Annotated in this window: 22 protein-coding genes; 10 read left to right on the forward strand and 12 right to left on the reverse strand. The window is 39.4% G+C overall.

Annotation, left to right across the window (positions count from 1 at the left end):
- Nucleotides 1–87 precede the first annotated feature (87 nt).
- Nucleotides 88–1257: an NAD(P)-dependent malic enzyme gene (locus BMW61_RS01120; protein WP_026497503.1), complete on the forward strand. Its 1170-nt coding sequence runs from the start codon at nucleotides 88–90 to the stop codon at nucleotides 1255–1257.
- A 68-nt stretch (nucleotides 1258–1325) separates the two neighbouring features.
- Here the strand turns inward: BMW61_RS01120 and BMW61_RS01125 are convergent, their stop codons facing one another.
- Nucleotides 1326–2837, reverse strand: a complete 1512-nt coding sequence (locus BMW61_RS01125; protein ID WP_091819447.1) for a carboxypeptidase M32 — start codon at nucleotides 2835–2837, stop codon at nucleotides 1326–1328.
- A gap of 215 nt (nucleotides 2838–3052) precedes the next feature.
- On the opposite strand from BMW61_RS01125, the gene BMW61_RS01130 reads away from it, so the two are divergent.
- The 5 genes from BMW61_RS01130 (at nucleotide 3053) to BMW61_RS01150 (ending at nucleotide 8684) form a co-directional block, all read left to right on the forward strand.
- The gene (locus BMW61_RS01130; RefSeq protein ID WP_207650169.1) at nucleotides 3053–4369 is read left to right on the forward strand and encodes a DUF3798 domain-containing protein; all 1317 of its coding nucleotides are present in this window, start codon (nucleotides 3053–3055) and stop codon (nucleotides 4367–4369) included.
- 66 nt (nucleotides 4370–4435) lie between these two features.
- A complete protein-coding gene (locus BMW61_RS01135; RefSeq protein ID WP_091819448.1) occupies nucleotides 4436–6022 on the forward strand; it encodes a sugar ABC transporter ATP-binding protein in 1587 nt (528 codons plus the stop codon).
- A gap of 13 nt (nucleotides 6023–6035) precedes the next feature.
- On the forward strand, nucleotides 6036–7106 hold the full coding sequence (locus BMW61_RS01140; RefSeq protein ID WP_022759982.1) for an ABC transporter permease: 1071 nt from the start codon (nucleotides 6036–6038) through the stop codon (nucleotides 7104–7106).
- Nucleotides 7103–8209, forward strand: a complete 1107-nt coding sequence (locus BMW61_RS01145; protein ID WP_022759983.1) for an ABC transporter permease — start codon at nucleotides 7103–7105, stop codon at nucleotides 8207–8209. Before BMW61_RS01140 ends, BMW61_RS01145 begins: the two co-directional genes overlap by 4 nt.
- On the forward strand, nucleotides 8202–8684 hold the full coding sequence (locus BMW61_RS01150; protein WP_022759984.1) for a DUF6672 family protein: 483 nt from the start codon (nucleotides 8202–8204) through the stop codon (nucleotides 8682–8684). The genes BMW61_RS01145 and BMW61_RS01150 overlap by 8 nt, the downstream gene beginning before the upstream one ends.
- A 325-nt stretch (nucleotides 8685–9009) precedes the next feature.
- Here the strand turns inward: BMW61_RS01150 and BMW61_RS01155 are convergent, their stop codons facing one another.
- The 3 genes from BMW61_RS01155 to BMW61_RS01165 form a co-directional block, all read right to left on the reverse strand.
- Nucleotides 9010–9468 carry a hypothetical protein gene (locus BMW61_RS01155; RefSeq protein ID WP_091819449.1) on the reverse strand — a complete coding sequence of 153 codons (459 nt, stop codon included), beginning with the start codon at nucleotides 9466–9468 and terminating at the stop codon, nucleotides 9010–9012.
- A 137-nt stretch (nucleotides 9469–9605) separates the two neighbouring features.
- Complete coding sequence (locus BMW61_RS01160) at nucleotides 9606–10328, reverse strand: IS30 family transposase (protein ID WP_091819450.1); 723 nt, start codon at nucleotides 10326–10328, stop codon at nucleotides 9606–9608.
- A 29-nt stretch (nucleotides 10329–10357) separates the two neighbouring features.
- Entirely contained in the window at nucleotides 10358–10711 is a 354-nt protein-coding gene (locus tag BMW61_RS01165) for a helix-turn-helix domain-containing protein (protein ID WP_091819451.1), read from the reverse strand.
- A gap of 222 nt (nucleotides 10712–10933) precedes the next feature.
- Here BMW61_RS01165 and BMW61_RS01170 point away from each other — a divergent pair, with 222 nt between their 5' ends.
- The 4 genes from BMW61_RS01170 (at nucleotide 10934) to BMW61_RS01180 (ending at nucleotide 14182) form a co-directional block, all read left to right on the forward strand.
- Nucleotides 10934–11248 (forward strand): type II toxin-antitoxin system RelB/DinJ family antitoxin, encoded by a 315-nt coding sequence (locus BMW61_RS01170; RefSeq protein WP_091819452.1) that lies wholly within the window; start codon nucleotides 10934–10936, stop codon nucleotides 11246–11248.
- Nucleotides 11245–11580 carry a type II toxin-antitoxin system RelE/ParE family toxin gene (locus BMW61_RS01175; protein ID WP_026498734.1) on the forward strand — a complete coding sequence of 112 codons (336 nt, stop codon included), beginning with the start codon at nucleotides 11245–11247 and terminating at the stop codon, nucleotides 11578–11580. The genes BMW61_RS01170 and BMW61_RS01175 overlap by 4 nt, the downstream gene beginning before the upstream one ends.
- 523 nt (nucleotides 11581–12103) lie before the next feature.
- Nucleotides 12104–12247, forward strand: coding sequence for a hypothetical protein (locus BMW61_RS21745; protein WP_175475062.1), 144 nt, complete (start codon nucleotides 12104–12106; stop codon nucleotides 12245–12247).
- Between the two features lie 57 nt (nucleotides 12248–12304).
- Nucleotides 12305–14182, forward strand: coding sequence for a leucine-rich repeat protein (locus BMW61_RS01180; RefSeq protein ID WP_091819453.1), 1878 nt, complete (start codon nucleotides 12305–12307; stop codon nucleotides 14180–14182).
- A gap of 380 nt (nucleotides 14183–14562) precedes the next feature.
- Here the strand turns inward: BMW61_RS01180 and BMW61_RS01185 are convergent, their stop codons facing one another.
- From BMW61_RS01185 to BMW61_RS01220, 8 genes are all read right to left on the reverse strand, one after another.
- A complete protein-coding gene (locus BMW61_RS01185) occupies nucleotides 14563–17031 on the reverse strand; it encodes an amidohydrolase family protein (protein ID WP_044958384.1) in 2469 nt (822 codons plus the stop codon).
- Nucleotides 17032–17083: 52 nt separating this feature from the next.
- On the reverse strand, nucleotides 17084–17677 hold the full coding sequence (yfbR, locus tag BMW61_RS01190) for a 5'-deoxynucleotidase (protein WP_022759986.1): 594 nt from the start codon (nucleotides 17675–17677) through the stop codon (nucleotides 17084–17086).
- Between the two features lie 82 nt (nucleotides 17678–17759).
- Nucleotides 17760–18389 carry a cytidylate kinase-like family protein gene (locus BMW61_RS01195; RefSeq protein WP_091819454.1) on the reverse strand — a complete coding sequence of 210 codons (630 nt, stop codon included), beginning with the start codon at nucleotides 18387–18389 and terminating at the stop codon, nucleotides 17760–17762.
- A gap of 86 nt (nucleotides 18390–18475) precedes the next feature.
- Nucleotides 18476–19420, reverse strand: a complete 945-nt coding sequence (locus BMW61_RS01200; RefSeq protein ID WP_026497497.1) for an RluA family pseudouridine synthase — start codon at nucleotides 19418–19420, stop codon at nucleotides 18476–18478.
- The gene (lspA, locus tag BMW61_RS01205; protein WP_091819455.1) at nucleotides 19417–19956 is read right to left on the reverse strand and encodes a signal peptidase II; all 540 of its coding nucleotides are present in this window, start codon (nucleotides 19954–19956) and stop codon (nucleotides 19417–19419) included. The genes BMW61_RS01200 and lspA overlap by 4 nt, the downstream gene beginning before the upstream one ends.
- A gap of 15 nt (nucleotides 19957–19971) precedes the next feature.
- Complete coding sequence (gene aroB, locus BMW61_RS01210) at nucleotides 19972–21075, reverse strand: 3-dehydroquinate synthase (protein ID WP_091819456.1); 1104 nt, start codon at nucleotides 21073–21075, stop codon at nucleotides 19972–19974.
- A gap of 62 nt (nucleotides 21076–21137) precedes the next feature.
- The gene (locus BMW61_RS01215; RefSeq protein WP_091819457.1) at nucleotides 21138–21665 is read right to left on the reverse strand and encodes a cell division protein SepF; all 528 of its coding nucleotides are present in this window, start codon (nucleotides 21663–21665) and stop codon (nucleotides 21138–21140) included.
- 94 nt (nucleotides 21666–21759) lie between these two features.
- Nucleotides 21760–23175 (reverse strand): biotin/lipoyl attachment domain-containing protein, encoded by a 1416-nt coding sequence (locus tag BMW61_RS01220; protein ID WP_091819458.1) that lies wholly within the window; start codon nucleotides 23173–23175, stop codon nucleotides 21760–21762.
- Between the last annotated feature and the right edge of the window lie 31 nt (nucleotides 23176–23206).

Raw genomic sequence — 23206 nt, forward strand, 5'->3', positions numbered from 1 at the left:
CCACATGCCATAAAATGGTATGTGGAATTTTTATACATATAAAATTCCTATTTATACAAAATATATAATGATTTAGGAGATGAGAAGATGAACTATTCAGAAGAGTCACTGCGTCTGCATGGAGAATGGAAGGGTAAGATTGAAGTTGTTTCAAGAGTAAAAGTTGAAAATAAAGAAGATCTTTCACTTGCTTATACTCCAGGAGTTGCCCAGCCCTGTCTTGAAATCCAGAAGGATTACGAAAAATCCTACACCCTTACAAGACGTCATAATCTCGTAGCTGTTATAACAGATGGTACAGCTGTTCTTGGTCTCGGGGATATCGGTCCTGAAGCAGGAATGCCTGTTATGGAGGGTAAATGTGCTCTTTTTAAGGAATTTGCGGATGTTGATGCTTTTCCTATCTGTATCAGAAGCAAGGATGTCGATGAAATAGTTCGTACTGTTTATCTTATTTCAGGTTCTTTTGGCGGTATTAATCTCGAGGATATCGCAGCACCGAGATGTTTCGAAATTGAGAAGAAATTAAAGGAGCTCTGTGACATTCCCGTATTCCATGATGACCAGCATGGAACAGCAGTGGTTGTTGGTGCAGCGCTTATCAATGCACTGCGAGTCGTAGGTAAAGAAATCTCTGATGCAAAAGTGGTAATCAACGGCGCAGGTTCCGCAGGTATTGCTATTGGTAAACACCTTCTTAATCTTGGTATAAAACACCTGAAAATGGTTGACAGAAACGGCATTCTCTGTGAAGGCGTCGAGATGAATTCAGCCCAGGCAGAGATGGCAGATATTACAAATCCCGAGAAATTCAGCGGAAAGCTTGCAGACGCAATGGAAGGTGCTGATGTATTTATCGGCGTCAGTGCTCCTCATATAGTCTCAAAGGATATGATTAAGTCCATGAATGAAAAAGCTATTGTTTTTCCTATGGCAAATCCTGTTCCTGAGATTGAGCCTGAGGAAGCGCTTGAAGCCGGTGCAGCAGTTGTCGGCACAGGCAGAAGTGATCATCCCAATCAGATTAACAACGTTCTTTGTTTCCCCGGTCTTTTCCGCGGAGCACTGGATGTACGTGCAAAGGACATAACCGAAGAGATGAAACAGGCTGCATCCTATGCACTTGCCAATCTTGTATCATCTGATGAATTAAACGAAAAATACATTCTTCCGCTTGCTTTTGATAAGAGAGTGGGCCCTGCCGTTGCTGAAGCTGTAGCAAAAGCTGCAAGAGAATGCGGAGTAGCAAGAATATAAAACCAAAAATACAAAACGGTCCGAAGTATAATAAAACTTCGGGCCGTTTTTTTTCTTAAAGTAAAAAATTATAAGTTATATAATTCTGTATATTTTTCTTCCAGGTAATCCAGGAAATCATCAGCTGTAAGTGTTCTTCCGGTGATTTCTTTTATCCATTCAGAAGGAGAAAGACGGTCTGCTTTCTTAAACACATTTTCAGCCATCCAATTATTCAGTGTCCTAAAATCGCCTTTAGAAACAAGACTATTTATGTCAATTTCATTTTTCATACGATTGTAGTACATAGCATTATACATATTACCGATAGCATAAGCAGGGAAATATCCAAAGCCAAAGGTCCAGTGAACATCCTGAAGTACGCCTTCCCTGTCATTTTCAGGCTCAATACCAAGGTATTCATTATATTTTTCATTCCATACCTTTGGAACATCATCTATAGAAAGAGTACCTTCAAAAAGTGCCTTTTCGATTTCATAACGGATTATTACATGGAAGGTATAAGTGAGCTCATCTGCTTCAGTTCTGATAAGGGATGGCTCAACAATGTTTAGTGCTTCATATAATTCGTTTTCGGAAACATCCTTCATAACCTGAGGGAATACTTCACACACTTTAGGATAAATGAGACTTACAAATTCCTTTGAACGGCCAATTCTGTTCTCATATAACCTTGATACAGACTCATGCATTCCCATTGTCTTTCCACCATTTATAAAGTGTTCGTGGTTTTCTTCGGGAACAAGCATTTCAAAGAGAGCATGACCACCCTCGTGTATTATTGAATACATGCTTCCAATAAAGTAATTTGGGTAGTAGTGAGTAGTAACACGTACATCATCCTTACCAAGTCCGTTTGTAAACGGATGCTCAGAAGTTGTAAATGCACCTCTTTCAAGATCAAAATCAATTGTTTCAAGAAGCCATTTTGCTATATTTGCCTGTTGCTCGTCGGTAACCTCTATATCCAAAAAATCTCTTCTGATATTCTTTTTACTCTTCATAATCTTTTCAAGAAGAGGAAGCAATCTTTCCTTGCACTTTCTAAAGCATTCATCCAAAACATCGGTTGTAATATCACGTTCGTAATCATCAAGAAGCTGGTTATATACCGAACCTCCGGCACTAATATCCCTTAATTTGATTATTTCCTTGTTCATCTCAAAGACATTTTTAAATGATTCCCTGAACATGGAAAAATCGGATGCTTCCCTTGCTTTGGACCAGTCAACAAAGGCCTTATTGTAAACTAGTGAAATCTCCATATTCTTCTCGGGGGTTATGTTTTTTTCTTTGATGTATGTTCTGTGAAGCTGATCTGCTAAAGCAGCATCCCATTCAGTAAGTTCGTCCTTGTGTTCATAGAGATATTCCGCAGCTTCAGTGAACTTCTCATCTTTAGCGATTTTGAATGCCTGATTACTGAGAAAAGCCGATACCTCACCCTGAGTCTCCATTCCCTTAACGGGGCATATTGTTTCCTGATCATAGGATAAAATTCTGCATGCATGATTATACGTCTCGATTTCTTTAGACGCATTAAGAATATAATTTAATTTTTCCTGTGTTTCCTTTGTCATATTCGTTCTCTCTTTCTGAAAATAATAATATTTATTGTATATCACCTTATGTTAACCTTCAATAAGGATAACTTTTACAAAAAGAATGAAAAATATTTGTCAAATCATGAAGAAATTAACATCTGAATTGATATTTTTTATTGTGTTTTATGAGTTTTCTCTATATAATTGCATTTATAAAGTTAACGCTTTAAAACTTCAAAGGAGGAAAGTGTATGAGAAAGTTAATTGGTGTTATGACCGCCACCGTTATGCTCTCCACAATGCTTATGGCTTGTGGTAATAGCGGCGCTGCTACTATCGAGACTGTAGAAGAGGATACTGCACAGACAGAGACCGCTGCAGATACTAATGAAGATGCAGCAAATGATGAAACAGCTGATGCTGAAACATCAGAGGAAGCTACAGAGGAAGCTTCCGGAGATTACCATATTGGTATTGTAACAGGATCTGTATCCCAGTCTGAGGATGACAGAAGAGGTGCTGAGGCATTTCAGGCAAAGTACGGAGAGGACAGAGTTATTCTTGCAACCTATCCCGACAACTTCACTGAAGAGCTTGAGACAACTATCCAGACAATCGTTAATCTTTCAGATGATGCTGATATGAAGGCTATCATCGTAAACCAGGCTATTCCCGGAACAACAGAAGCATTCCGTCAGATTAAGGAGAGAAGACCTGACATCATTTGTATCGCAGGTGAGTCTCACGAGGATCTTCCTGAAATCGGAAGCGCAGCTGATCTTGTATGTAACAACGACTTCGTTGCTCGCGGATATCTTATCATCCGTACAGCACACGAGCTTGGATGTGATACATTCGTTCACATTTCATTCCCTCGTCATCTGTCCTATGAGACAATGAGCCGTCGTGTTGCTATTATGAAGGCTGCTTGTGAAGAGTTCGGCATGGAATTCGTTATGGAGTCAGCTCCCGATCCGACAACAGACGTAGGTGTTCCCGGAGCACAGGCTTACATTGCAGAGCACGTTCCGGAGTGGGTTGAAAAGTATGGTCAGAATTCTGCATATTTCTGTACAAATGATGCTCACACAGAGCCCCTTCTCAGAGGACTTCTTGAGAACGGTGGTTACTTCATCGAAGCAGACCTTCCTTCACCTCTTATGGGATATCCCGGAGCACTTGGTCTTGACCTCACAGAAGAGGCAGGTGACTTTGAGAAGATCCTTGCTAAGGTTGAGAGCGCAGTTGTAGAAAAAGGCGGCGCAGGAAGATTCGGAACATGGGCATACTCTTATGGCTACACTGTTTCAGCAGGTCTTGCACAGCATGCTATGAATGTAATCGATGGCAAGAGCGAACTCACAAATATCGATGATATTTCAAAGGCATACGAAGTATTTTCACCCGGTGCAGCATGGAACGGTTCCAACTACACCAACGCAGATACAGGAGTTAAGGCAGACAACACCTTCCTGATCTACCAGGATACATACATCATGGGTGATCCAGGAAAATACATGGGTTCAACCGAGGTTGAGGTTCCTGAAAAGTACTTCACAACAAAATAAGATTTACCTTATGTGGGGAGATGCTTTTATCTCCCCATATTTTGAGGTATGGAAAGGTTTTAAATAATGGGTAAAGCACCACTACTTGAAATGAAAAACATAAAAAAGGACTTCTTTGGCAATCAGGTCCTTACCGACATCAACCTTACCTTGAATGAGGGCGAGGTAATAGGTCTTTGCGGAGAAAACGGTGCCGGAAAATCCACGCTAATGAAAATTCTGTTTGGAGCAGATTCCATACGTGAAACAGGCGGATATGGCGGAGATATTATTCTGAACGGTGAAAAGGTTTCATTTCAGTCCCCGTTTGAAGCCATTGCCGCAGGTATTGGAATGGTACATCAGGAATTTTCACTTATTCCCGGATTTACGGCTACAGAAAACATTTTATTAAACAGAGAATCAAAGAAAACAAGTGTTCTTTCACAGCTTTTCAGTGACCGTATGGATACACTGGATCGTAAGGATATGGATACACGCGCCGATGAAGCTATTCAGAAAATGGGCGTTAATATAGATAAAAACATGCTTACTTCAAACATGCCTGTAGGCCATAAGCAGTTTACAGAGATTGCAAGAGAGCTTTCAAAGGAGCAGTTAAAGCTTCTTATTCTTGACGAACCCACTGCGGTTTTGACAGAAAAAGAGGCGGAAGCTCTTCTTGATTCTATTCGAGGCATGTCTAAAAGAGGTATTGCTGTCATTTTCATAACACACAGACTTGGAGAAATTCTCTCGGTATGTGACAGAGTCATTACCATGCGTGATGGCTATGTAGTTAACGAATCCGCAACAAAGGATACAAGTGTTGCTGATATCACTAAATGGATGGTCGGCCGTGACGTAGCGGGTTCCGATGCCAATTATGTTACCGAAGATCTCGGAGCTGACAAGAAGATCGTTATGTCTATCAGAAAGCTTTGGGTTGATATGCCTGGTGAAACCGTGCGAAATGTCAATCTTGACGTCAGAGAGGGCGAAATTCTAGGTATCGGCGGCCTTGCAGGTCAGGGTAAGCTTGGTATTCCGAACGGTGTTATGGGACTATATCAGGCCGGAGGAACCGTTACTTTCGAAGGCAATGATATTCCCTTAAATAATCCGAGAAAATGTCTTGATTCTTCATTTGCTTTTGTATCAGAGGATAGAAGAGGAGTCGGTCTTCTTTTAGACGAATCCCTAGAGTGGAATATTTCTTTCCCTGCAATGCAGATTCAGGACAAGTTTTTGAAAAAATATCTCGGAGGCATGATTAAATGGAGAGATGACTCCGCAATTAAAGCAGTCACCGACAAATATATTGATGAACTTAAAATTAAGTGCACAAGCTCAACTCAGAAAGCAAAAGAGCTTTCAGGTGGTAATCAGCAGAAGGTATGTCTTGCAAAAGCCTTTGCTCTTGAACCTAAGCTGCTTTTTGTAAGCGAACCTACAAGAGGTATCGATGTAGGTGCAAAATCACTGGTGCTTGATGCTTTGAAAAAGTTCAATAAAGAAAAAGGCGTAACAATTGTCATGGTATCCTCCGAGCTGGAAGAGCTTAGAAGAACCTGTGACAGAATAGCGATCGTTTCAGGCGGAAAGGTTGCAGGTATACTCCCTGCAGGTGAACAGCTTGAAAAATTCGGCGAGCTTATGCTGCAAAACTGTTAAGGAGTAATACGTGATGAGTGAACAGACAACTACGATCACATTTAAAGATAGGGCAAGAAGCATAGCCAAGGATTTCGGCCTTCCGAGACTTATTATTACCGGTTTCCTTGTACTTTTACTTGTTGTTTCGCCCTTTGTGGGAGCTGATCTACCCACACAGATTTCAAATATTATTAACCGCTTTAGCTGGAACGGAATTCTTGTACTGGCAATGGTACCTATGGTTCATTCCGGTTGCGGACTGAATTTCGGCCTTCCTCTTGGAATTATTTCCGGCCTTTTAGGTGCAACTCTTTCAATAGAGCTTGGTTTTACAGGAACTATGTCATTCTTCATGGCGATTCTTCTTGCAACACCCTTTGCTCTGGTATTCGGAAGTGTTTACGGTTGGCTACTTAACAAAATTAAGGGTGGAGAGATGATGATTGCAACATATGTTGGATTTTCATCAGTTTCTCTTATGTGTATGATGTGGCTTCTTCTTCCTTACCACAGTCCCAACATGGTATGGGGTATGGCAGGCAAAGGTCTCAGAACTACAATTTCCCTTGAAGGTTACTATACTCAGGCTCTTGCAAAGATTCTTCAGATCAATATAGGTAATCTTTCAATACCTACGGGAGCCCTTATTTTCTTTGCGCTTCTTGCTTTCCTTATGTGGGCTTTCCTTCATACAAAGACAGGAACCGCGATGACTGCAGTGGGTTCAAATCCTGAATTTGCCAGATCTGCAGGAATTAATGTAAACAAAATAAGACTTATTTCCGTTGTAATGTCCACCTGGCTTGCAGCTATAGGTATTCTTGTTTATGAGCAGGGATTTGGCTTTATTCAGCTCTATATGGCACCTTTTTATATGGCACTTCCTGCTGTATCCGCAATCCTTATAGGTGGCGCATCCGTAAATAAAGCTTCAATTATGAACGTTATTATCGGAACAATCCTTTTCCAGGGTATTGTAACAATGACACCTACAGTAATGAACAATATGATTCATCTTGATATGAGTGAGGTTATCAGAATAATTGTTTCCAACGGTATGATTCTGTATGCACTTACAAGAAAAACGGAGGGAGCAAAATGAGTAAAAATAGTTTAGGCGATTACCTCAGAAGGTTTTCAGTACCTCTTATGTTTCTTCTTATATGTGCGGTATGTGCACCGATTTCAGGACTTTCTCCGAGTTATCTGGCAAATGAGATTGTTACAAGAATGGGAAGAAATGCATTTTTGATCCTTAGCCTTCTTATTCCGATTATGGCCGGAATGGGTCTTAACTTTTCAATGACTCTTGGAGCTATGGCAGGAGAGATTGGTCTTATACTTGTATGTGATTGGCAGATTGTCGGAATCCCCGGTATGGTACTTGCCATGATCATTTCAATCCCGATTTCTGCACTGCTTGGTCTTTTTTGCGGAAAAGTGCTCAATATGGCTAAAGGCCGTGAGATGATCACGAGTTATATTATAAGTTTCTTTATCAACGGTATTTACCAGCTTGTTGTACTTTACCTTATGGGACCTGTTATTCCAATTAAGCATGGTACAATCAAGCTTCCCAGAGGTTATGGTGTCAGAAACACAGTATCTCTTTTATCCATGAGACAAAAGCTTGATAACCTTATTCCTCTTACCATTGCAGGAGTAAAGATTCCTGTCGCAACTTTCATTATCGTGTTTTTATTATGCCTTGTTATCATCTGGTTCAGAAAGACTAAGCTTGGTCAGGATATGAGAGCAGTCGGACAGGATATGGAAGTAGCAAGAGATGCCGGAATAGATGTTGAGCGTACCAGAATTATATCAATGGTTCTTTCAACAGTATTTGCAGGCATTGGTATGATCATCTATCTCCAGAATATGGGTAATATTGCAACCTACAGCTCACATTCACAGATTGGTATGTTCTGTATTGCAGCACTCCTTGTCGGAGGTGCTTCTGTAGATAAAGCATCTATCGGAAATGTATTCCTTGGAATAATACTTTTCCACACAATGTTTATCGTTGCTCCTAAGGCTGGAACTGTTATTACAGGCGATTCCATGATAGGAGAATATTTCCGCGTATTTGTTTCCTATGCGGTTATTACAGTTGCACTTATAATGTATGAGACAAATAAGAGAAAGAATAAATCAAAAGAGAGCCAGCAGCTTGCTTTGTCTCAGGAGGAGGAAGTAAATGGATAAATCAAAGAAAAAAGTCCTGATATATCGCATTATAGCTCTTGTAGTCCTCGTCCTGATTGCAGCAGCCATGTTTATAATCGGCAGAGGACATACAGTATATTTTGATAATAAACCACTTGAATATGGTGGAAAAACAATAGACGAAGTTCCTTATAAGATAGATGTCCTCGTAAACGGCGAAAAGGTAGCATCTATTAAAGAGGGCGAACGTGGTATGGTTGATACCATGGGACAAAACTTCAATATGCAGCTTCTTGTAACCAAAGAAAAAGATGGTAAAACCTCCAAGATTCAGGTAGGACTTCCTTTGCCATATAATATGGACGGAATTATATTAAACCTTCCGGCAATGCTTGCAGGATTACCGCAGGATGCATATATTTCAGAATTTATTCCGACACCATCAGCTGCAGAACTTGAAGATGAAGAAGTTGTAACTGATGAAACCGAAGGACTTATGGATTTCGGTGAATAAATCCCAATAAGCTTGAATGAAAAACTCAACGCGACCTTTTTGATGTTATATTACGAAATACCGTCAAAAAGGTCTCTTTTTATGCGAACGATAAAAAAGAGAATGTAGAGAATTGGCGCTATTTCGACAACAGACCTCCTAAAGATGTGCGAACTTAACAGAGGTTTCGCGACTTCATTGAAAAAGTTAACGAGACCCTTCGTTATCACGAATGTATGTAATTACGAATAAATATTGATGTTATATAAGATACATGCAGCTTTTTACTGTCTGCGGCAGTATATTTTCCATAATCCAGCCCAACGGTAAATGTGGTTATGCCTTTTTATTCAAAAGGTCTTTCTTCATCCGGATCTGCCGGCATGAAACCAGTAGAATCATCATCCATATCCGGAGCCGGAATATCATCCGTCCATCCCATGTACTCCATGAGATAGGCTCTCTGCTGTTCCTTATTCATTCCCTTCATGTCTTTCTGTATCTCACGGTCCATGCGATATACATCGAGAAAATCATAGGGTTCAGAGCCGGTCATGCATAAATATCTTGAACCCGGATTCTCGTAGGGGCTGTGCCCATCTATTACCCATTTACGGACAGCCCGCTTTTCATAGGGAGTCATCTGTACTTCCGACTCATACCTCTCAAGATCCATCGCGTTGGAGTACGCATAATCCGCTTCTGTAAACCTGTACCCATCAGGATCCTTTTCAAATGCTTCCCAGTCGAAATGGTAGTCTGCAGGATACAGGTCATGTATGTTGAATTTTTTCCTTTTTGACATAGCTTTTGTCCTTTCTAAAACTGTTTGTTATACTGTGACAACTTCTTAAAACACCTTGAATAAGCCTTTTATGGAAAATAAGAAACGAAAAACTTCTGTATGTCCTGTTCTGCTCAAGATGGTTTGCCATGTATCAGTTACTTTTTCAATAAGCTTTTTGTAAGATTTACTTCATCTGAAGGAATGGGAGATAAATCCAGCAGCTTCATGAGCTTATGCATGTCTTCATCATCATCGGTAATAAGCTCGTAGGGAGTTCTGTTCCCGAGTCCTGGTCTCTTTGTACTGTTGATGTGGTTGGCAAGAAGCGTCATGTCTTCCTGCGTATACTGATTAAGTGAAGTACCTTTGGGGATTACATAACGGATATATTCATGGTTCTTTTCCAGGCGACCTTTCTGGCCAGACTGCATCGGATCGCAGTAAAACATACTGGTTCGGATGGTATTGTCCGATGAAAACTCTAGCTCATTGACCCTCTTGAACTCGCTGCCATTGTCTGTAAGTCCTATCTCGAACAGGTGGTGGAATACTTCCTTACCGAGACCCGTCTCAAGATAGTTGAACCAGTAGATCACGGATTCAGCCCTGCAGTCAGGCATAAGAAAAATGATCATTACTGAGTTTTTCCTGAACAGCATAGTCAGCATTACCTTTCCGTATCCGCGCTTTCCTTTTACCGTGTCCATCTCGAATACCCTTGAATCAGACTTGTCTTCCATATATGCCTTGAAATCGTCATATGAACGGTTCTGTCTGTAAGCCTGGGTAAGGATGCCGGATTCTTCTTTTTTCTTCCGGCGGTGCTTATAGCCTGCCTGACGGCGGAGGTCTATATTCCTGACATCAAGAATGCCCATGTCGATGTATTTGTAGGCAGTCCTGCTGGTTAGCGGTTATCACAGGCATTGCAAACGTATGGTGGCTTTTCATAATTCCTGCATTTATGGGGGACATATTCGGGGCAGAAATCATGACAGCTTTTCGGACATGTGTAGCAGTACATTTTGCAGTCGGGATCACCGCATACATGCCTTTTGTCACAGCCCTGCGCATACCTGCAGTCATTGCCTGCATAGTAGCTTCCCCTGACAAATACGCGGTGTTTCTTGATCTCATTGGTTATGGAAGTAAGGTGCCTTCCCAGCAGGGCAGCTATCTTTTTTAGTGGCTGCTTCCTGACAATTCCAAGTGCGATCTTTTCCCTGTCTGCATCATTGATCCTTGGTACAACTTTTGACATACTTTCCTCCTGTTCTGAGCAGATTTTAAGAACATACAGGAATATTTTAGTCAAAGAATCAGCCGCTGACTCAAAAGTACATACACCGTCAAGTATAGAAAATTACTAGGATTGGAAGGATATTGACATGAAGAGTTATGAACATAGAATGAAATTTCAACCTGACCGTTGTATATCTAATAGATATACATTAAAATATAGACAGAAAGAGAGGTGATATGTATGGCAAACAAAACAGCAACCATCCTGGCAAGAGTTGAGCCTGAAGTAAAAGAAGAAGCAGAGGAGATTCTGAGCCAGCTTGGTATATCAAGCTCTGTAGTCATAAATGCACTTTATAAGAAAATAATAAGAACAAGGGGAATACCTTTTACATTCGACTTATCTACTAATCCTGTAGCCAGGGATGAAATGACTGACAGGGAATTCGACATTATGATGGAAAGAGGCCTTTCGCAGGCAAAAAATAGTGAGAGCCGCCCTGCAAAAGATGTTATTTCTGACATTAAAAAGGATATAAGGGAGTGGACACGTTGAACAGATTTGAAGTTAGACTGACCAGGCAGGCGGAAGAACAGCTTCGAGGTATTGCATGGCATATAGCAGTTGTATTGAAAAATCCTGATGCTGCAGAGACTCTTATGGATTCATTTGATGAACTTCTAGAAAATCTTTCAGTAAACCCTGAAAAATGGTTTCTTGTAGATGAAGAACCATGGAGAACGGAAGGAGTAAGGAAAACAAATATTGGAAATTATCTTGTTTATTTCTGGATTGATGTTGAACACGCTGCGGTGCAGGTTACCGGTATTGTTCACAGTTCAAGGGATCAGGATAAATATTTAAAGCAGATGATTTTAGAAGAATGATTCTTTGAAATTATGCAGTTTCTTATTCGCGATAGGAAATATCGAAAAAATGGATTGGGATTTTATGATGAATATGATCTTTTGGGAACTCCTACATATGTTGTCATGGAGAATAAAAATGTAATCAATATCTACAGGGCATAAAACATTCATAGTCTGTACGACATTAACTATTTAATAATAATTTAATGAAATTTTAATCTAAAACCATTGCTTGGATAATGGTTTCTTTACACTTAATTGAGATAATTATTATATATAAATGTCGGGGTTTAGAAAAAGCAAAAAGCTTTTATTTGAAATAATTAAGAAATTTATCAGAAAATAAACCACAGGAGGCTTGACAGCCATGCGGAACAGGGCTACACTCGCACAGCACAGCACAGCACAGCACAGCACAGTAAGGTAAACTGCGCCTTTTTGTCTTGCTCTAAAACTGAATACTACATTCGTGATGGATAACCGTCGGACTTGACGGGGTAAGTATACCCTGTTAGGTTCGGCGGTTTTTTGTGCGTTAGCAATGAGAAGCGCCAAGGACAGGGAGATAAACAGACGATGCAAGCTTGCTTGTGATCGGATGTTTATCGAGCTGGACGCAGATGCGGCGAATGCCGCATCATCGAGTGAGCTTGCTCACGAGATGGGCGCTTCGGGAAGTGAATAATGGTACTGCGGCGGCCATAACAGCCGCGAAATAAGAGAAAAAAGGAGATAATAGCTTATGAGAATTAAGAAACGTTTTTTAGGATTCCTGCTCACCCTTGCGCTGGTGCTGGGGCTGTTCCCCGGCATGAGCCTGACGGCGTATGCAACGACAGAAACTTACTCAAATCTTGTTCCGATAGGCAGTGAAGACGCGACGGCACTAACCGCCAAGCAGGTGACCTTTAACGGCTATAAGTGGTACATAATAGCAGATAATTCTACTGCCGTGAATGCAGATACTGTAACGTTGCTGGCGGCGGAGAGTTTTGGAGAATCGCAGTTTGGCAGCAGCAATGATTACAGCAACTCGACCGTGAAGGGTTATTTAGAGAAAATAGTTACTGGAACCGCAGGAGAGGGGAAACCTAATTTTGCGGATGTAACAGACGCAATCGTGACCAACACGGATGCCGGAGGAAAACTGTATCTGCTGAGCGAAGCTGAGGCGACCCTGCCTGGGAATGTCAAACAATTCTACTCTGAATGGTGGCTCCGCTCGCCCGGCAACGGTGATAGGTCAGCGAAGTTCGTGGACGGCAGATCCGGCCGTGTTTATGGTGACTATGTCACTTTTGAGTTCGGTGTCCGCCCCGCTTTAAAGCTTGACCTGTCGAAAGTCACCTTCGCATCTGTCAATCTGTCCGGAGGCGCAAATGCAACATCCAGTGGAGCGAGTTCTATAACAAATACTTTCTTTTTGAATAACACCGTTCCTGCGATGACAGACGTAACCTACACAGCGAATGAAGGCTGTACGTTCCCTGAAACAAGTGATCTTTATAAAGAAACAAACGGGATCACTGTTGCCAGAACCAGTGATACAGAAATAACAGTTTCGGGTACACCGACAGGTGTTGCGAACATTACAATCCCTGATGCGATGTTGTCGAAACCAACCGTTACCAAAGGCCCGACAGCCAAGTCCTTGACTTATACCGGCACTGCACAGGAGTTGGTAACGGCGGGCGAAGCAACAGGCGGCACGATGCAGTATGCCATCGGCACAGATGCGATCACTGCCCCGACAACCGGATATACCACATCCATCCCTACAGCCACCAATGCGGGAACCTATTACGTATGGTATAAGGTAGTAGGTGATGATAATCATACAGATTCTGAACCTGATTGTGTTACAGTCACAATAGAAGAGCAGAAACAAAACAAAGATGAAGCCGTTGCCAATGTCATAGATTTAATTAATAAGCTTCCGTCACCATCCGAAGTGACAGCAAATGATAAAGAGCAGATAGAGGCAGCAAGGGCAGCATATGATGCACTCACTGATGAACAAAAGAGCCAGATATCTGAAGAAACACTAAAGAAGCTTACTGATATTGAGGCTTCCCTGGCAGAGGTTCTTAAGAATACCGGTGATACGCAGCAGAATCCTGATGGATCCAAGACTGTTACAAAAGAGAATGCTGATGGCAAAACAATATCAGTTACTAATTACAGCAAGACTGATGAACAGATTTCACAATTTGTCTTCAAAAAGGCTAATGGTACAAAATTAGACCTCAAAAATGTAAACAGCAAGAGCCTCAAAACAGTAGTCGTTCCAGCTACAGTAAAATCAAATGGTAAGACCTACAAAGTTACAAGAATCCGCAAAGGATTCCTTAAAAACTGCAAGCAGGCAACAAAAGTGGATATAGGCAAAAACATCAATACTATCGACAAGAATGCTTTTAATTACGGTAAGAAAGTCAAGACTGTAATAATTAGAGGAAAACTAAAGAAGGTTGGAAAAGGCGCGTTTAAGAAAACAAAGAAGAACATGACCATAGAGGTTAAGACCGGAGCCAAGAACTTTGAGAAGAACAAGAAGCTTCTTGTAAAGTCCGGACTTCCAAAGAATGCAAAAGTTAAGAGAGAAAAGAATAAGAAGTAAGTTTAACCCTCCTGTCATTATTTCGCAGTAATGGCAGGAGGACTTTTATGTTGTTTTGACTTAGTGACATATTGTGGAAGGGGCATGATAAATGGATCCTGTATTTGTTCAAAAAACCTCTATACCTTTGATGAGATAGAGGTTTGATTTTTTGTATGTTAGTTTGCCAGAATACTTTATAAATTAAAATTCTGCCCTTTATGCCTTTCATAATCATCAATGTATGGACGATAGTATTGAAGGATAGTATCACTATCAAGTCCGCATATATCACACGTAACAGGCACGTTCTTAGACTGATTAAATACAGTGTTGCGGAATGTTCTGTGAATTGACCTGGTGTGTAGATATAAAATAATATCATTGCAGAAAATTCCGGTTTAATGTAATTCCTTATCGCCAAATTCGCTTTGAAGCTGCATTAGTTCGTTTACTATAGGATTCTCATTATCAAAGTATTTTACATATCCATGCAAGGATTTTGCCTTTTGCTTTAATGTTTTGGAATGACTCCAAATAAATATTACGGATTTACCTTTTCCGTTTTTTGCTTCCTGAATCAAATTTGCGGCAGCGCTGTTTCCGTCAAAGGCAACTACCATGGAGGGTCTTCGTTCAAATATCTCGTAATTGAAGCTTTTATATATCCCCATTCCTTCAGCTTCAGGGGAAACACGTATATACACACCTGCATCCTTTAATTTATCACGTTCACTCTTTGTGATTAGCATAGGAACTACGGCATAAATTCTAAATCCTTTTGAATTGTGATCAATTAAATATTTTTCATATCCTGAAAGCTTATGGCCTATTATAAAACAAACTTCATCGGGATTCATGAATTTTAATAAAGCATCAAGTTGTTTTTTTCCGTCCGGAGTGATATTTGTTGCACGTTTTTCGGTATTAAAACTGCCACCCAAAAGAACAACAGGAAAACGATCCCAGGTAATTTCACTAATTTCATCCATAAGCTCTTTATTTGCATCAAATCTTTTTACTTTTCTTGAAGATGACTTTGTTATTCTTACAGTCTTCATCTTTTCAAGCAAAAATTCCTCCATATCACGATTTTTCAGCATTGAAATAAAAGCAGCCTTTTTATCGGAATAAGCTATCTGCCCCTCTTCTATTATGCCTGTTTCCGCGTCTTTCATGAGTTTTAGTTCATCATCCGTAAGTTCAAGCATTTTCTTTAAAGAAAGCTGTTCATCAATCGAACTGGTACCGTACAGAGCTGCCCCGTCTGTACCCTGTACACATCTGATTCCCTGTTTTAAATAATACTTAAGCGGATGATCTTTGAGCGAGTTCAGGTTATTTAGACGAACATTACTTGTAAGCTGGAATTCCAGAACTATATTATTCTCTTTTAGCTGTTTTATTACTTCACGTCCTTTTTTAGACCGTGGTGAGTAGGTATAAAGGCCGTGTCCAAGCCTCATTCTGGGCATAGACTGCCCCGGAAGAAGGCAATCCTTAACACAATTAATGCTATGTGAAATATTATCCTTCAAGCTGTCATTTTCTCCTGCATGGACCCTTATAACGAAAGACGGATCAATAGCGGCAAACTTTACAAGCTCTCGAAATACAGGCTTAAGGGTGATGATATCGTTTATTTCTTCTCCGACAAAGTCGCAGCCTGCAACATAAGGATCAAGGAATGTGCCTCTGAGGACCTCCAAATTTTGTTCAAGATAATCGGCAGGAGTTATTGCGTCTTTTACAATTGTAAGCGGAATTCTTCTCATAGCAGCAAGAAATCTTATCATTACGCCTGTTTCCTGATAAATCTTAGGCATCACATCATGGACTTCCTTGAGCATTTCTACGGATTCATATTTCTTAACAAGTGTCGTATCGCTTATTTCCGCATAACAAACACCTTGTTTTTTATAGTTTCTTGCAATCCAAAGCAGCTTATCCTGAAAAATAGTATTTGATGTATAATCAGGATTTTCCTTGTCCTTTAGCATCTGCTTCACATGAACCTTTACATCCTCATCAGGAATCTGGTCTATATTGCCCAATCTGATCTTATCTTCACTTTCCTTTGCTTTACAAAAAACATATCTGTAAAGATAAACCTTCTCAAGATTAGTAAAAACGGCCTGTCCATCCTTTATAACCGCAAGAGAACCGCGTATCTTTACTATATTCATTTCTGCATTATCAAGGTTATTTAAAATAAGATCAGCAAAATTAATAAAAGTATTATCATTAATTCTTCTGTCCAAGTACTTTCCTTCAAGTCCCGAAGAGATAAACTGCCTTGCAACTTTACTTCTTTGTGCATTTAACTTATCCCATTGTTCATTGGTAAGTTTTAAATCAAGCTTTTTTACATAATACAAAGGGTATCTTATCTGATGGTAAATTCCCAGTGCAATTAAGATATCCCCGGGCAGATTGCCATTCATATGTGTGTGAAGATCAGCCCTGAATTTAAGTTCTTTATTTACATAGGTTTTGAAAATTGTTTTAGAAAGATCAAGCTGGTAGTTTTTTGTCTGACTCATGAGAGTCTTGGCTATAGCCGGAATTGTAGCCTTTAAATCAACACGGCCATCAGGGAAAATATCGGCAATTTCAATGTCTCCAAGGCTGAAAATATAAGACTCACAGTTATCTGCATCTACAAAGCACGGAACTTCACCCTCAATGACAAATAAACCTTCCTCATTTTGAGTAAGAGGCAATTTGCATATTGATGCAAGATTCCTGATCAGGTTCCCTGTATGATGATTCGGAGTGGACAATACATAATAAAGTCTGTCCAAGTCCTTATAGAGACTTACAATTATATCCTTTTCCGCATCAAGAAAAAAACATGTGAAATAAGTCATTAAACATCCCTCATATTAAGATAAGACAAGTATATTGATGAATATTATACAATTATGAAAGCTCATCAAGCGTTTTACCATAAGGCTCGAGGAAATCATCCATGAAATCCAAGACCTCCGGTAATTCTCTTTTTAATTTATTCAGAGATTTCAGTGTGCTCTTTTCAGCCGTCCTGAATTCACTGTTACCCGCATTCTTTTCCTCAATACATTTAATAAATGCAGATAGTTTATCTGCGGCTTTTACAAGCTTTCTCATATAAAGCTCATCTTCGCCTTCCTGAGTTTTAAATATCTTCTCAAATGATGGCTGGAGGTCTTCAGGAAGCTTATGTAAGAGCTGCACATCAGCAATTGCTTCTACCTGTTTATATGCGGTCTTAAGCTCTTCATTGTAATATTTTACCGGAGTCGGCATATCACCGGTAATAATCTCCGAAGCATCATGATAAAGCCCTATCAGAGCCGCCTTCTCCGCATTTAGATTTCTTCCATATCTTACATTTCCAATAACGCAAAGAGCATGCGCAATCATAGCAACTTCAAGGGAGTGTTCGCATAGATTCTCCTGTCTTGAGTTACGCATAAGCGCCCATCTTTCGATATATTTCATCCTGGAGATAATAGCGAAAAAATTGTAAGCCATATTTTGATATCAAAAAGGAGCAAACAGCAAAAAGTCTGCTCCTTTAATCCTTTCTTAAGTCTGTAAAATAAGATTAAACCGGTTAGTCTCTGTTTTCAAAATCCTCAACAAACTGACAAATCAGATCAACTGTGCCATCTATACCCAGAACGCTACTGTTTATTGTAAGATCATAAGTATCGGATCTTCCCCATTTCTTTGAGGAATAATAATTATAGTAACTCTGTCTCTGTTTATCTTTTTTAAGCATCATCTCGAGTGCTTTATCTTTATTGGTAACATCCGGATATCGCTCCATCAGACGGGCAATCTTATCATCCTCATCACCGTGTATAAAGATATTTAAAACGTTTTTATACTCCGAAAGCGCATAATCGGCACATCTTCCAACAATTACGCAAGGGCCTTCGTCAGCAATTTTCTTGATGGTATCAAATTGTGCAAGAAAAATCTTATGGCTGATAGGCATGTCAACAAAACTGGAAGAATTATATCCAAATGAATACGTATCCATGACAAGATTATATAGGAATGATGTGGTCGGCCTCTCATCGTGATCCTGAATCATTTCCTGCGCAAAGCCACTCTCAGAAGCCGCTCTGGTCAAAAGTTCTTTATCATAACACTTAATACCGAAGCGTTCAGCTACCTTTATACCAATTTCACGTCCGCCTGAACCAAATTGTCTGCCTATTGTTATGATTGTATTCATAATAAAACCTCCATTTAAAAGATTTCATATATTTGAATACATTATACCATAATTGTATGTCGGTAATTAAGAAAAAAGTGGGAAATTCAGCTTAATATTTCAAGCAGATGCTGAAAATAATCCGGCAATGGCGCATCGGTTTCAATATAATCTCCGGACACAGGATGCTTGAATCCAAGTGTTTTAGCATGAAGACATTGTCCCTGAAGCTTGAATTTGCTTTTAAAGGATGGCCCATATACAGTATCTCCCAATAAAGGGTGTCCTATATGCGCCATATGAACCCTTATCTGATGAGTTCTTCCTGTTTCAAGATGACATTCAACATATGTCATTTTGTCCTTTTCAAAACGCTTTAAAACTTTATAATGAGTAACTGCTGTTTTTCCCTGTCCCTCAGGTACTATACTCATCTTTTTTCGGTCAGATACAGATCTTCCTATATTACCTGTGATTGTCCCCTCATCATCTTTAATAATCCCGTGACACAAAGCATGATATACACGATTGATGCTGTGTTCTTTTAATTGATCAGCAATAGCCCTGTGCGCAATATCATTTTTGCATATTATTACAGATCCCGTAGTATCCTTATCTATTCTGTGAACAATACCGGGTCTCATCACGCCGTTAATTCCGGAAAGATCATCTCCAAGGTAATACATAAGTGCATTAACAAGAGTCCCTGTATAGTGTCCGGCTGCAGGATGAACAACCATATCTTTCGGTTTATTTACAACAAGAACGTCCTTGTCTTCATATATTATTTCAAGCGGTATGTTTTCCGGCTCAATATCGGGAATAATGGACTTTGGAATCTCCATTTCAAGTATATCGCCCTCAGATACAGAAAAACTTGCTTTCACAGGTTTTCCGTTGACAAAAACTTTCTGATCCTTTATGAGTTTTTGGATATAACTTCTGGACATAGAATCAGAGAGAGAGCTCATAACTTTATCAACTCTCTCTCCGTCATTATCCTCTCCGGCCATGTATTTTACTCTGTTTTCTTTATCAAAAGTATCCGTCATTTTAACTCCCTGTACTTTTTCTGCTGTTTAAAGCTAAGAAAATCAAAGTCCTTCTCCTTATAATAAAACAGGAAAAGAATAATAAAAAAAATAGTGGAAACAGTGACATATATATCAGCCACATTAAAAATAGGAAAATTAATAATCACAAACGAAATAAAATCAACAACATACTCATTTCTAATTCTGTCAATCATATTCCCGGCAGCGCCACTTGCAATCATTACCAGTATTATCTGTAGTATAGTATATTTCTTTTCAAGGGGAAGCTGAAAAAGAACATATCCTATAACCAAAATTATCATTACCGCAATCATAACAAAAAATATTTTTTGGTTCTGCAGAATTCCGAAAGCGGCACCATGATTCTTCAAAAATGTAAGTTCAAGTACCCCTTTTATAATTACAAAGGATTCCTTCCCCTGCAACTTTTCGACCGCAAGGAATTTCGTAAACTGGTCAAGTGCAACAAGAAGAATCATTGATATCAAATCAACAATAAGGCATATTTTTTTTCTTGTAGTAATCTTATTCATAAAATGCTCCAAATATTATTCAAAGTCGTCCGTCCAGGTAATTTCCTTTAATGCTTCTCTAACCTCATCATCTGTAACAGATGGATCAATGACAGCTTTTCCAACTTTTTTCAAAAGGATAAATTTAATTGTATTTCCATCTGCTTTTTTATCAGAATGCATGAGTTCAATAACTTTTTCAGCATCAATATCCGTTACTGAAATGGGGAGTCCAAACGGAACAAACATGTCTCTTATCTCATAATACTCTTCCATCGAAAGCATCTGCCTCTTCCAGGAAATAAAAGCTGCAGCCACACAGCCAAGTGCTACGCATTCTCCATGAAAAAGTGTAAAGTCCTTATATTTTTCTATAGCATGGCCAATTGTATGTCCAAAATTAAGAAGTGCTCTATCACCTTTTTCAGTAGGGTCTTTTTCAACCACAGCTCTCTTAATTGAACAGCTCTTTTTGATCATAGACATGAGCGTTTCAGGATCTTTTTCCTCTATCTCATACATGTTATCTATTAACCACATGTAGAAATCGGAGTCTTTTATCAGACCATGCTTCATAACCTCTGCAAATCCCGATGCAAACTGCTCACCGGGTAAAGAATTAAGAACGCTGACGTTCATATATACAAGTTTAGGCATATAGAAAGCGCCCACCATATTTTTATAGCCTTTAAAATCAACTCCTGTCTTACCGCCTATGCTACTGTCCGTCTGAGCAAGAAGCGTTGTAGGAATCTGGATAAACGCAATACCCCTGAGATACGTTGCAGCAGTGTATCCGGCCATATCGCCTACAACACCGCCTCCAAGGGCAACTATAAGATCATGCCTGTCAAAATGGTTATCAATAAGTACCTGATATATTTTTTCAATCTCTGAAAGATTTTTGTTCTCTTCACCTGCCGGAATGGCATATACAACTGTTGTAGGAGAAACTGTCTCCAGGCACTCCTTTATCTGTTCTGCATATAGCTTCTCAACATTTGTATCAGTTATTATAGCAATCTTTCTTCCGGAAAAACCAAGCCCTGATATTCGTTCAGCCAATCCTTCAAAGCTGTCATCCAAAACTATGTCATAACATGGTTCATTATTATATTGTACATTCAAAACTTCTGACATACTTAAGTCCTCACAAAAAGGCAGAAGCAAAAAGCTTCTGCCTCAAAAAATCATTTATAAAATTACATCTGCTGAGGTCCGATGCTACCAAGTGAGCCCTCATAAGCTCCACCTAATATATCCTGAAAATCACCTGATATATCTACACTTGCAGGTGTAACAATAAATATATATCTGGAAATCTTCTGAAGATTACCGTTTATTGCAAAACAAGAACCTGAAGTAAAATCAATAATTCTCTGCGCAAGTTCAACATCTATTCCCTCAAGGTTAAGTACAACAGTACGATTATTAAGGAGGGTCTCTGTAATCTCACGTGCATCCTCTATAGAGGTGGGTTTAACAACACATACCTCCATGCCGCCAACACCTCTGCTTCTTGATGGAACAGGTCTTGGTGCAGCAACAGGTTTCTTTGTAAGTCTCTCCTCATTTATCTCGATTGAAGGATCATCTTTACCTAAAGAGTTAGCTTTATGTATAGGCTCTATCGAGCTATCATAATAAGCATCATCATCCTGATCGTAGTAACCACTTTCATCATCCCCATTCAGCTTCATAGCTGACAAAAACTTATCCATTACACTCATGTGATATACTCCTAATCCCCAAATAATTCTATGTAACTAATTTGGTATAATTATTACCTATTAATAGATACATATATACAACTATTATATTATGCTAGTTTTCGCTCGAAGTGTCAAGGTTCTTAACGTCTCCTTTAACTGTCGAGGCATCCAGAACAATATAATCATAAACGTTTAATCCATAATTTGTATTTGATTTTACGATAGCATATTCCTCATTTTGATAAAGTATACTTATCTGTCTGAAATCAGCATAACCTTTATTGATATTATATACGCCAACAAGCGTGTCCTTTGTACTGATAGTAAACTTCTCCTGAGAATCCGACTTAATGAGTAAATCTCCGGCTCTAAGTACATCGTCATCAACATAATAAGCTTCATCATTCTCATTATAGAGTTCAATCTCTATAACTTCAGGTGATTCCTTACCGTTTTCATCATACTTATCTCTCAGTACAGTCGAAGTATTATTAACACCTTTGGATACATATTCCTTCGGTATAACAAAAAAGCTTTTTTCTGCTATTGATGAATTTGGAATTTTAAGTCCTTTTTCCTCTTCCGTAATCAGCTCAACATTAAGGAATCTGTCTTTTGAAAAAGTAATCATCGAGTTTGTGAATGAAAGTCCGACAAAAGTGTCACCTGCATCATTTGTTACATAGGATACCTTCCCCCACACTTCATCCTGATTTTTTAAAAATCTGACCTTAACATATTCTCTTTCCGCGAGAGCCTTTACCTTATCCAGGTCATTCTCATTGATAGCTATCATCCAGTCTTCATTTATCGAAAGCTTAAAAGCAGGATCCCCAACACCGACAAGAGAATTACTTATTAGCTGCTTTCTCTCATATTTCGTGCTATCCAAAAGGTCCTTACTTAGATCTGCAAGCCCAATATTTTCATAGCCATCAATATAATACTGAACTATTCCGGTATCCGATGAATAGCAGTAATTAATACTATTCAAGGCCGATGCATTTCCGCTAAGTGATTCAATACTTTGAAGAACACTGGCACTAGCCAGCTTTTGAACGGTACCATCAAGGCTACTCTTAAAATCATACACAGTGGAAAACGATCTTGGATCAAAGTCCTCACTATAGCTGACTATCTGAGAACGAAGTTCACTTAAATCATCATCGGAAAGTGCTGCCTGCTCAGTACCCTGAGTTTTAAGGTACTCAAGAAGGTCGCCCGATTCATCAACTGTGTATACAAGATTTCCAACTGCAACCCTTTGACCCTCTGTAGCAAAATAATTTACATAACCTGCATTCGATGCTTCAACAACCTTTTCCTGCCGAAGTGCTACAGCTTCGTAGATATTATTTGAGGAAAGAGAGCCTTCTCTTACTTCATATCCGACAATATGCTTTTTACTGAAATAACTGAAAACACAGATAACAACATATACCATCATAAATGCAAAGAATATAATCCCGACATTTATATGCAGAAAAGAAGGATATCGTGTTATCTTGTTCTTCTTCTTTTTTACCATATTTTAAACTAAAGATAAGTCGCGACAATGC

The organism is Butyrivibrio sp. ob235 (assembly GCF_900109475.1).
GTDB lineage: Bacteria > Bacillota > Clostridia > Lachnospirales > Lachnospiraceae > Butyrivibrio.

What these genes read in the sequence shown, in the direction of transcription:
- lspA (WP_091819455.1), bottom strand. Translation starts at nt 19,956, where the DNA reads ATGAATAAGATTACTACAAGAAAAAAAATATGCCTTATTGTTGATTTG.
- BMW61_RS01170 (WP_091819452.1), top strand. Translation starts at nt 10,934, where the DNA reads ATGGCAAACAAAACAGCAACCATCCTGGCAAGAGTTGAGCCTGAAGTA.
- BMW61_RS01185 (WP_044958384.1), bottom strand. Translation starts at nt 17,031, where the DNA reads ATGACTTATTTCACATGTTTTTTTCTTGATGCGGAAAAGGATATAATT.
- BMW61_RS01145 (WP_022759983.1), top strand. Translation starts at nt 7,103, where the DNA reads ATGAGTAAAAATAGTTTAGGCGATTACCTCAGAAGGTTTTCAGTACCT.
- BMW61_RS01220 (WP_091819458.1), bottom strand. Translation starts at nt 23,175, where the DNA reads ATGGTAAAAAAGAAGAAGAACAAGATAACACGATATCCTTCTTTTCTG.
- aroB (WP_091819456.1), bottom strand. Translation starts at nt 21,075, where the DNA reads ATGTCAGAAGTTTTGAATGTACAATATAATAATGAACCATGTTATGAC.
- BMW61_RS01130 (WP_207650169.1), top strand. Translation starts at nt 3,053, where the DNA reads ATGAGAAAGTTAATTGGTGTTATGACCGCCACCGTTATGCTCTCCACA.
- BMW61_RS01160 (WP_091819450.1), bottom strand. Translation starts at nt 10,328, where the DNA reads ATGGGCATTCTTGATGTCAGGAATATAGACCTCCGCCGTCAGGCAGGC.
- BMW61_RS01120 (WP_026497503.1), top strand. Translation starts at nt 88, where the DNA reads ATGAACTATTCAGAAGAGTCACTGCGTCTGCATGGAGAATGGAAGGGT.
- BMW61_RS01215 (WP_091819457.1), bottom strand. Translation starts at nt 21,665, where the DNA reads ATGAGTGTAATGGATAAGTTTTTGTCAGCTATGAAGCTGAATGGGGAT.
- BMW61_RS01195 (WP_091819454.1), bottom strand. Translation starts at nt 18,389, where the DNA reads ATGAATACAATCATAACAATAGGCAGACAATTTGGTTCAGGCGGACGT.
- BMW61_RS21745 (WP_175475062.1), top strand. Translation starts at nt 12,104, where the DNA reads ATGAGAAGCGCCAAGGACAGGGAGATAAACAGACGATGCAAGCTTGCT.
- BMW61_RS01180 (WP_091819453.1), top strand. Translation starts at nt 12,305, where the DNA reads ATGAGAATTAAGAAACGTTTTTTAGGATTCCTGCTCACCCTTGCGCTG.
- BMW61_RS01135 (WP_091819448.1), top strand. Translation starts at nt 4,436, where the DNA reads ATGGGTAAAGCACCACTACTTGAAATGAAAAACATAAAAAAGGACTTC.
- BMW61_RS01125 (WP_091819447.1), bottom strand. Translation starts at nt 2,837, where the DNA reads ATGACAAAGGAAACACAGGAAAAATTAAATTATATTCTTAATGCGTCT.
- BMW61_RS01140 (WP_022759982.1), top strand. Translation starts at nt 6,036, where the DNA reads ATGAGTGAACAGACAACTACGATCACATTTAAAGATAGGGCAAGAAGC.
- BMW61_RS01165 (WP_091819451.1), bottom strand. Translation starts at nt 10,711, where the DNA reads ATGTCAAAAGTTGTACCAAGGATCAATGATGCAGACAGGGAAAAGATC.
- BMW61_RS01200 (WP_026497497.1), bottom strand. Translation starts at nt 19,420, where the DNA reads ATGACGGATACTTTTGATAAAGAAAACAGAGTAAAATACATGGCCGGA.
- yfbR (WP_022759986.1), bottom strand. Translation starts at nt 17,677, where the DNA reads ATGGCTTACAATTTTTTCGCTATTATCTCCAGGATGAAATATATCGAA.
- BMW61_RS01150 (WP_022759984.1), top strand. Translation starts at nt 8,202, where the DNA reads ATGGATAAATCAAAGAAAAAAGTCCTGATATATCGCATTATAGCTCTT.
- BMW61_RS01155 (WP_091819449.1), bottom strand. Translation starts at nt 9,468, where the DNA reads ATGTCAAAAAGGAAAAAATTCAACATACATGACCTGTATCCTGCAGAC.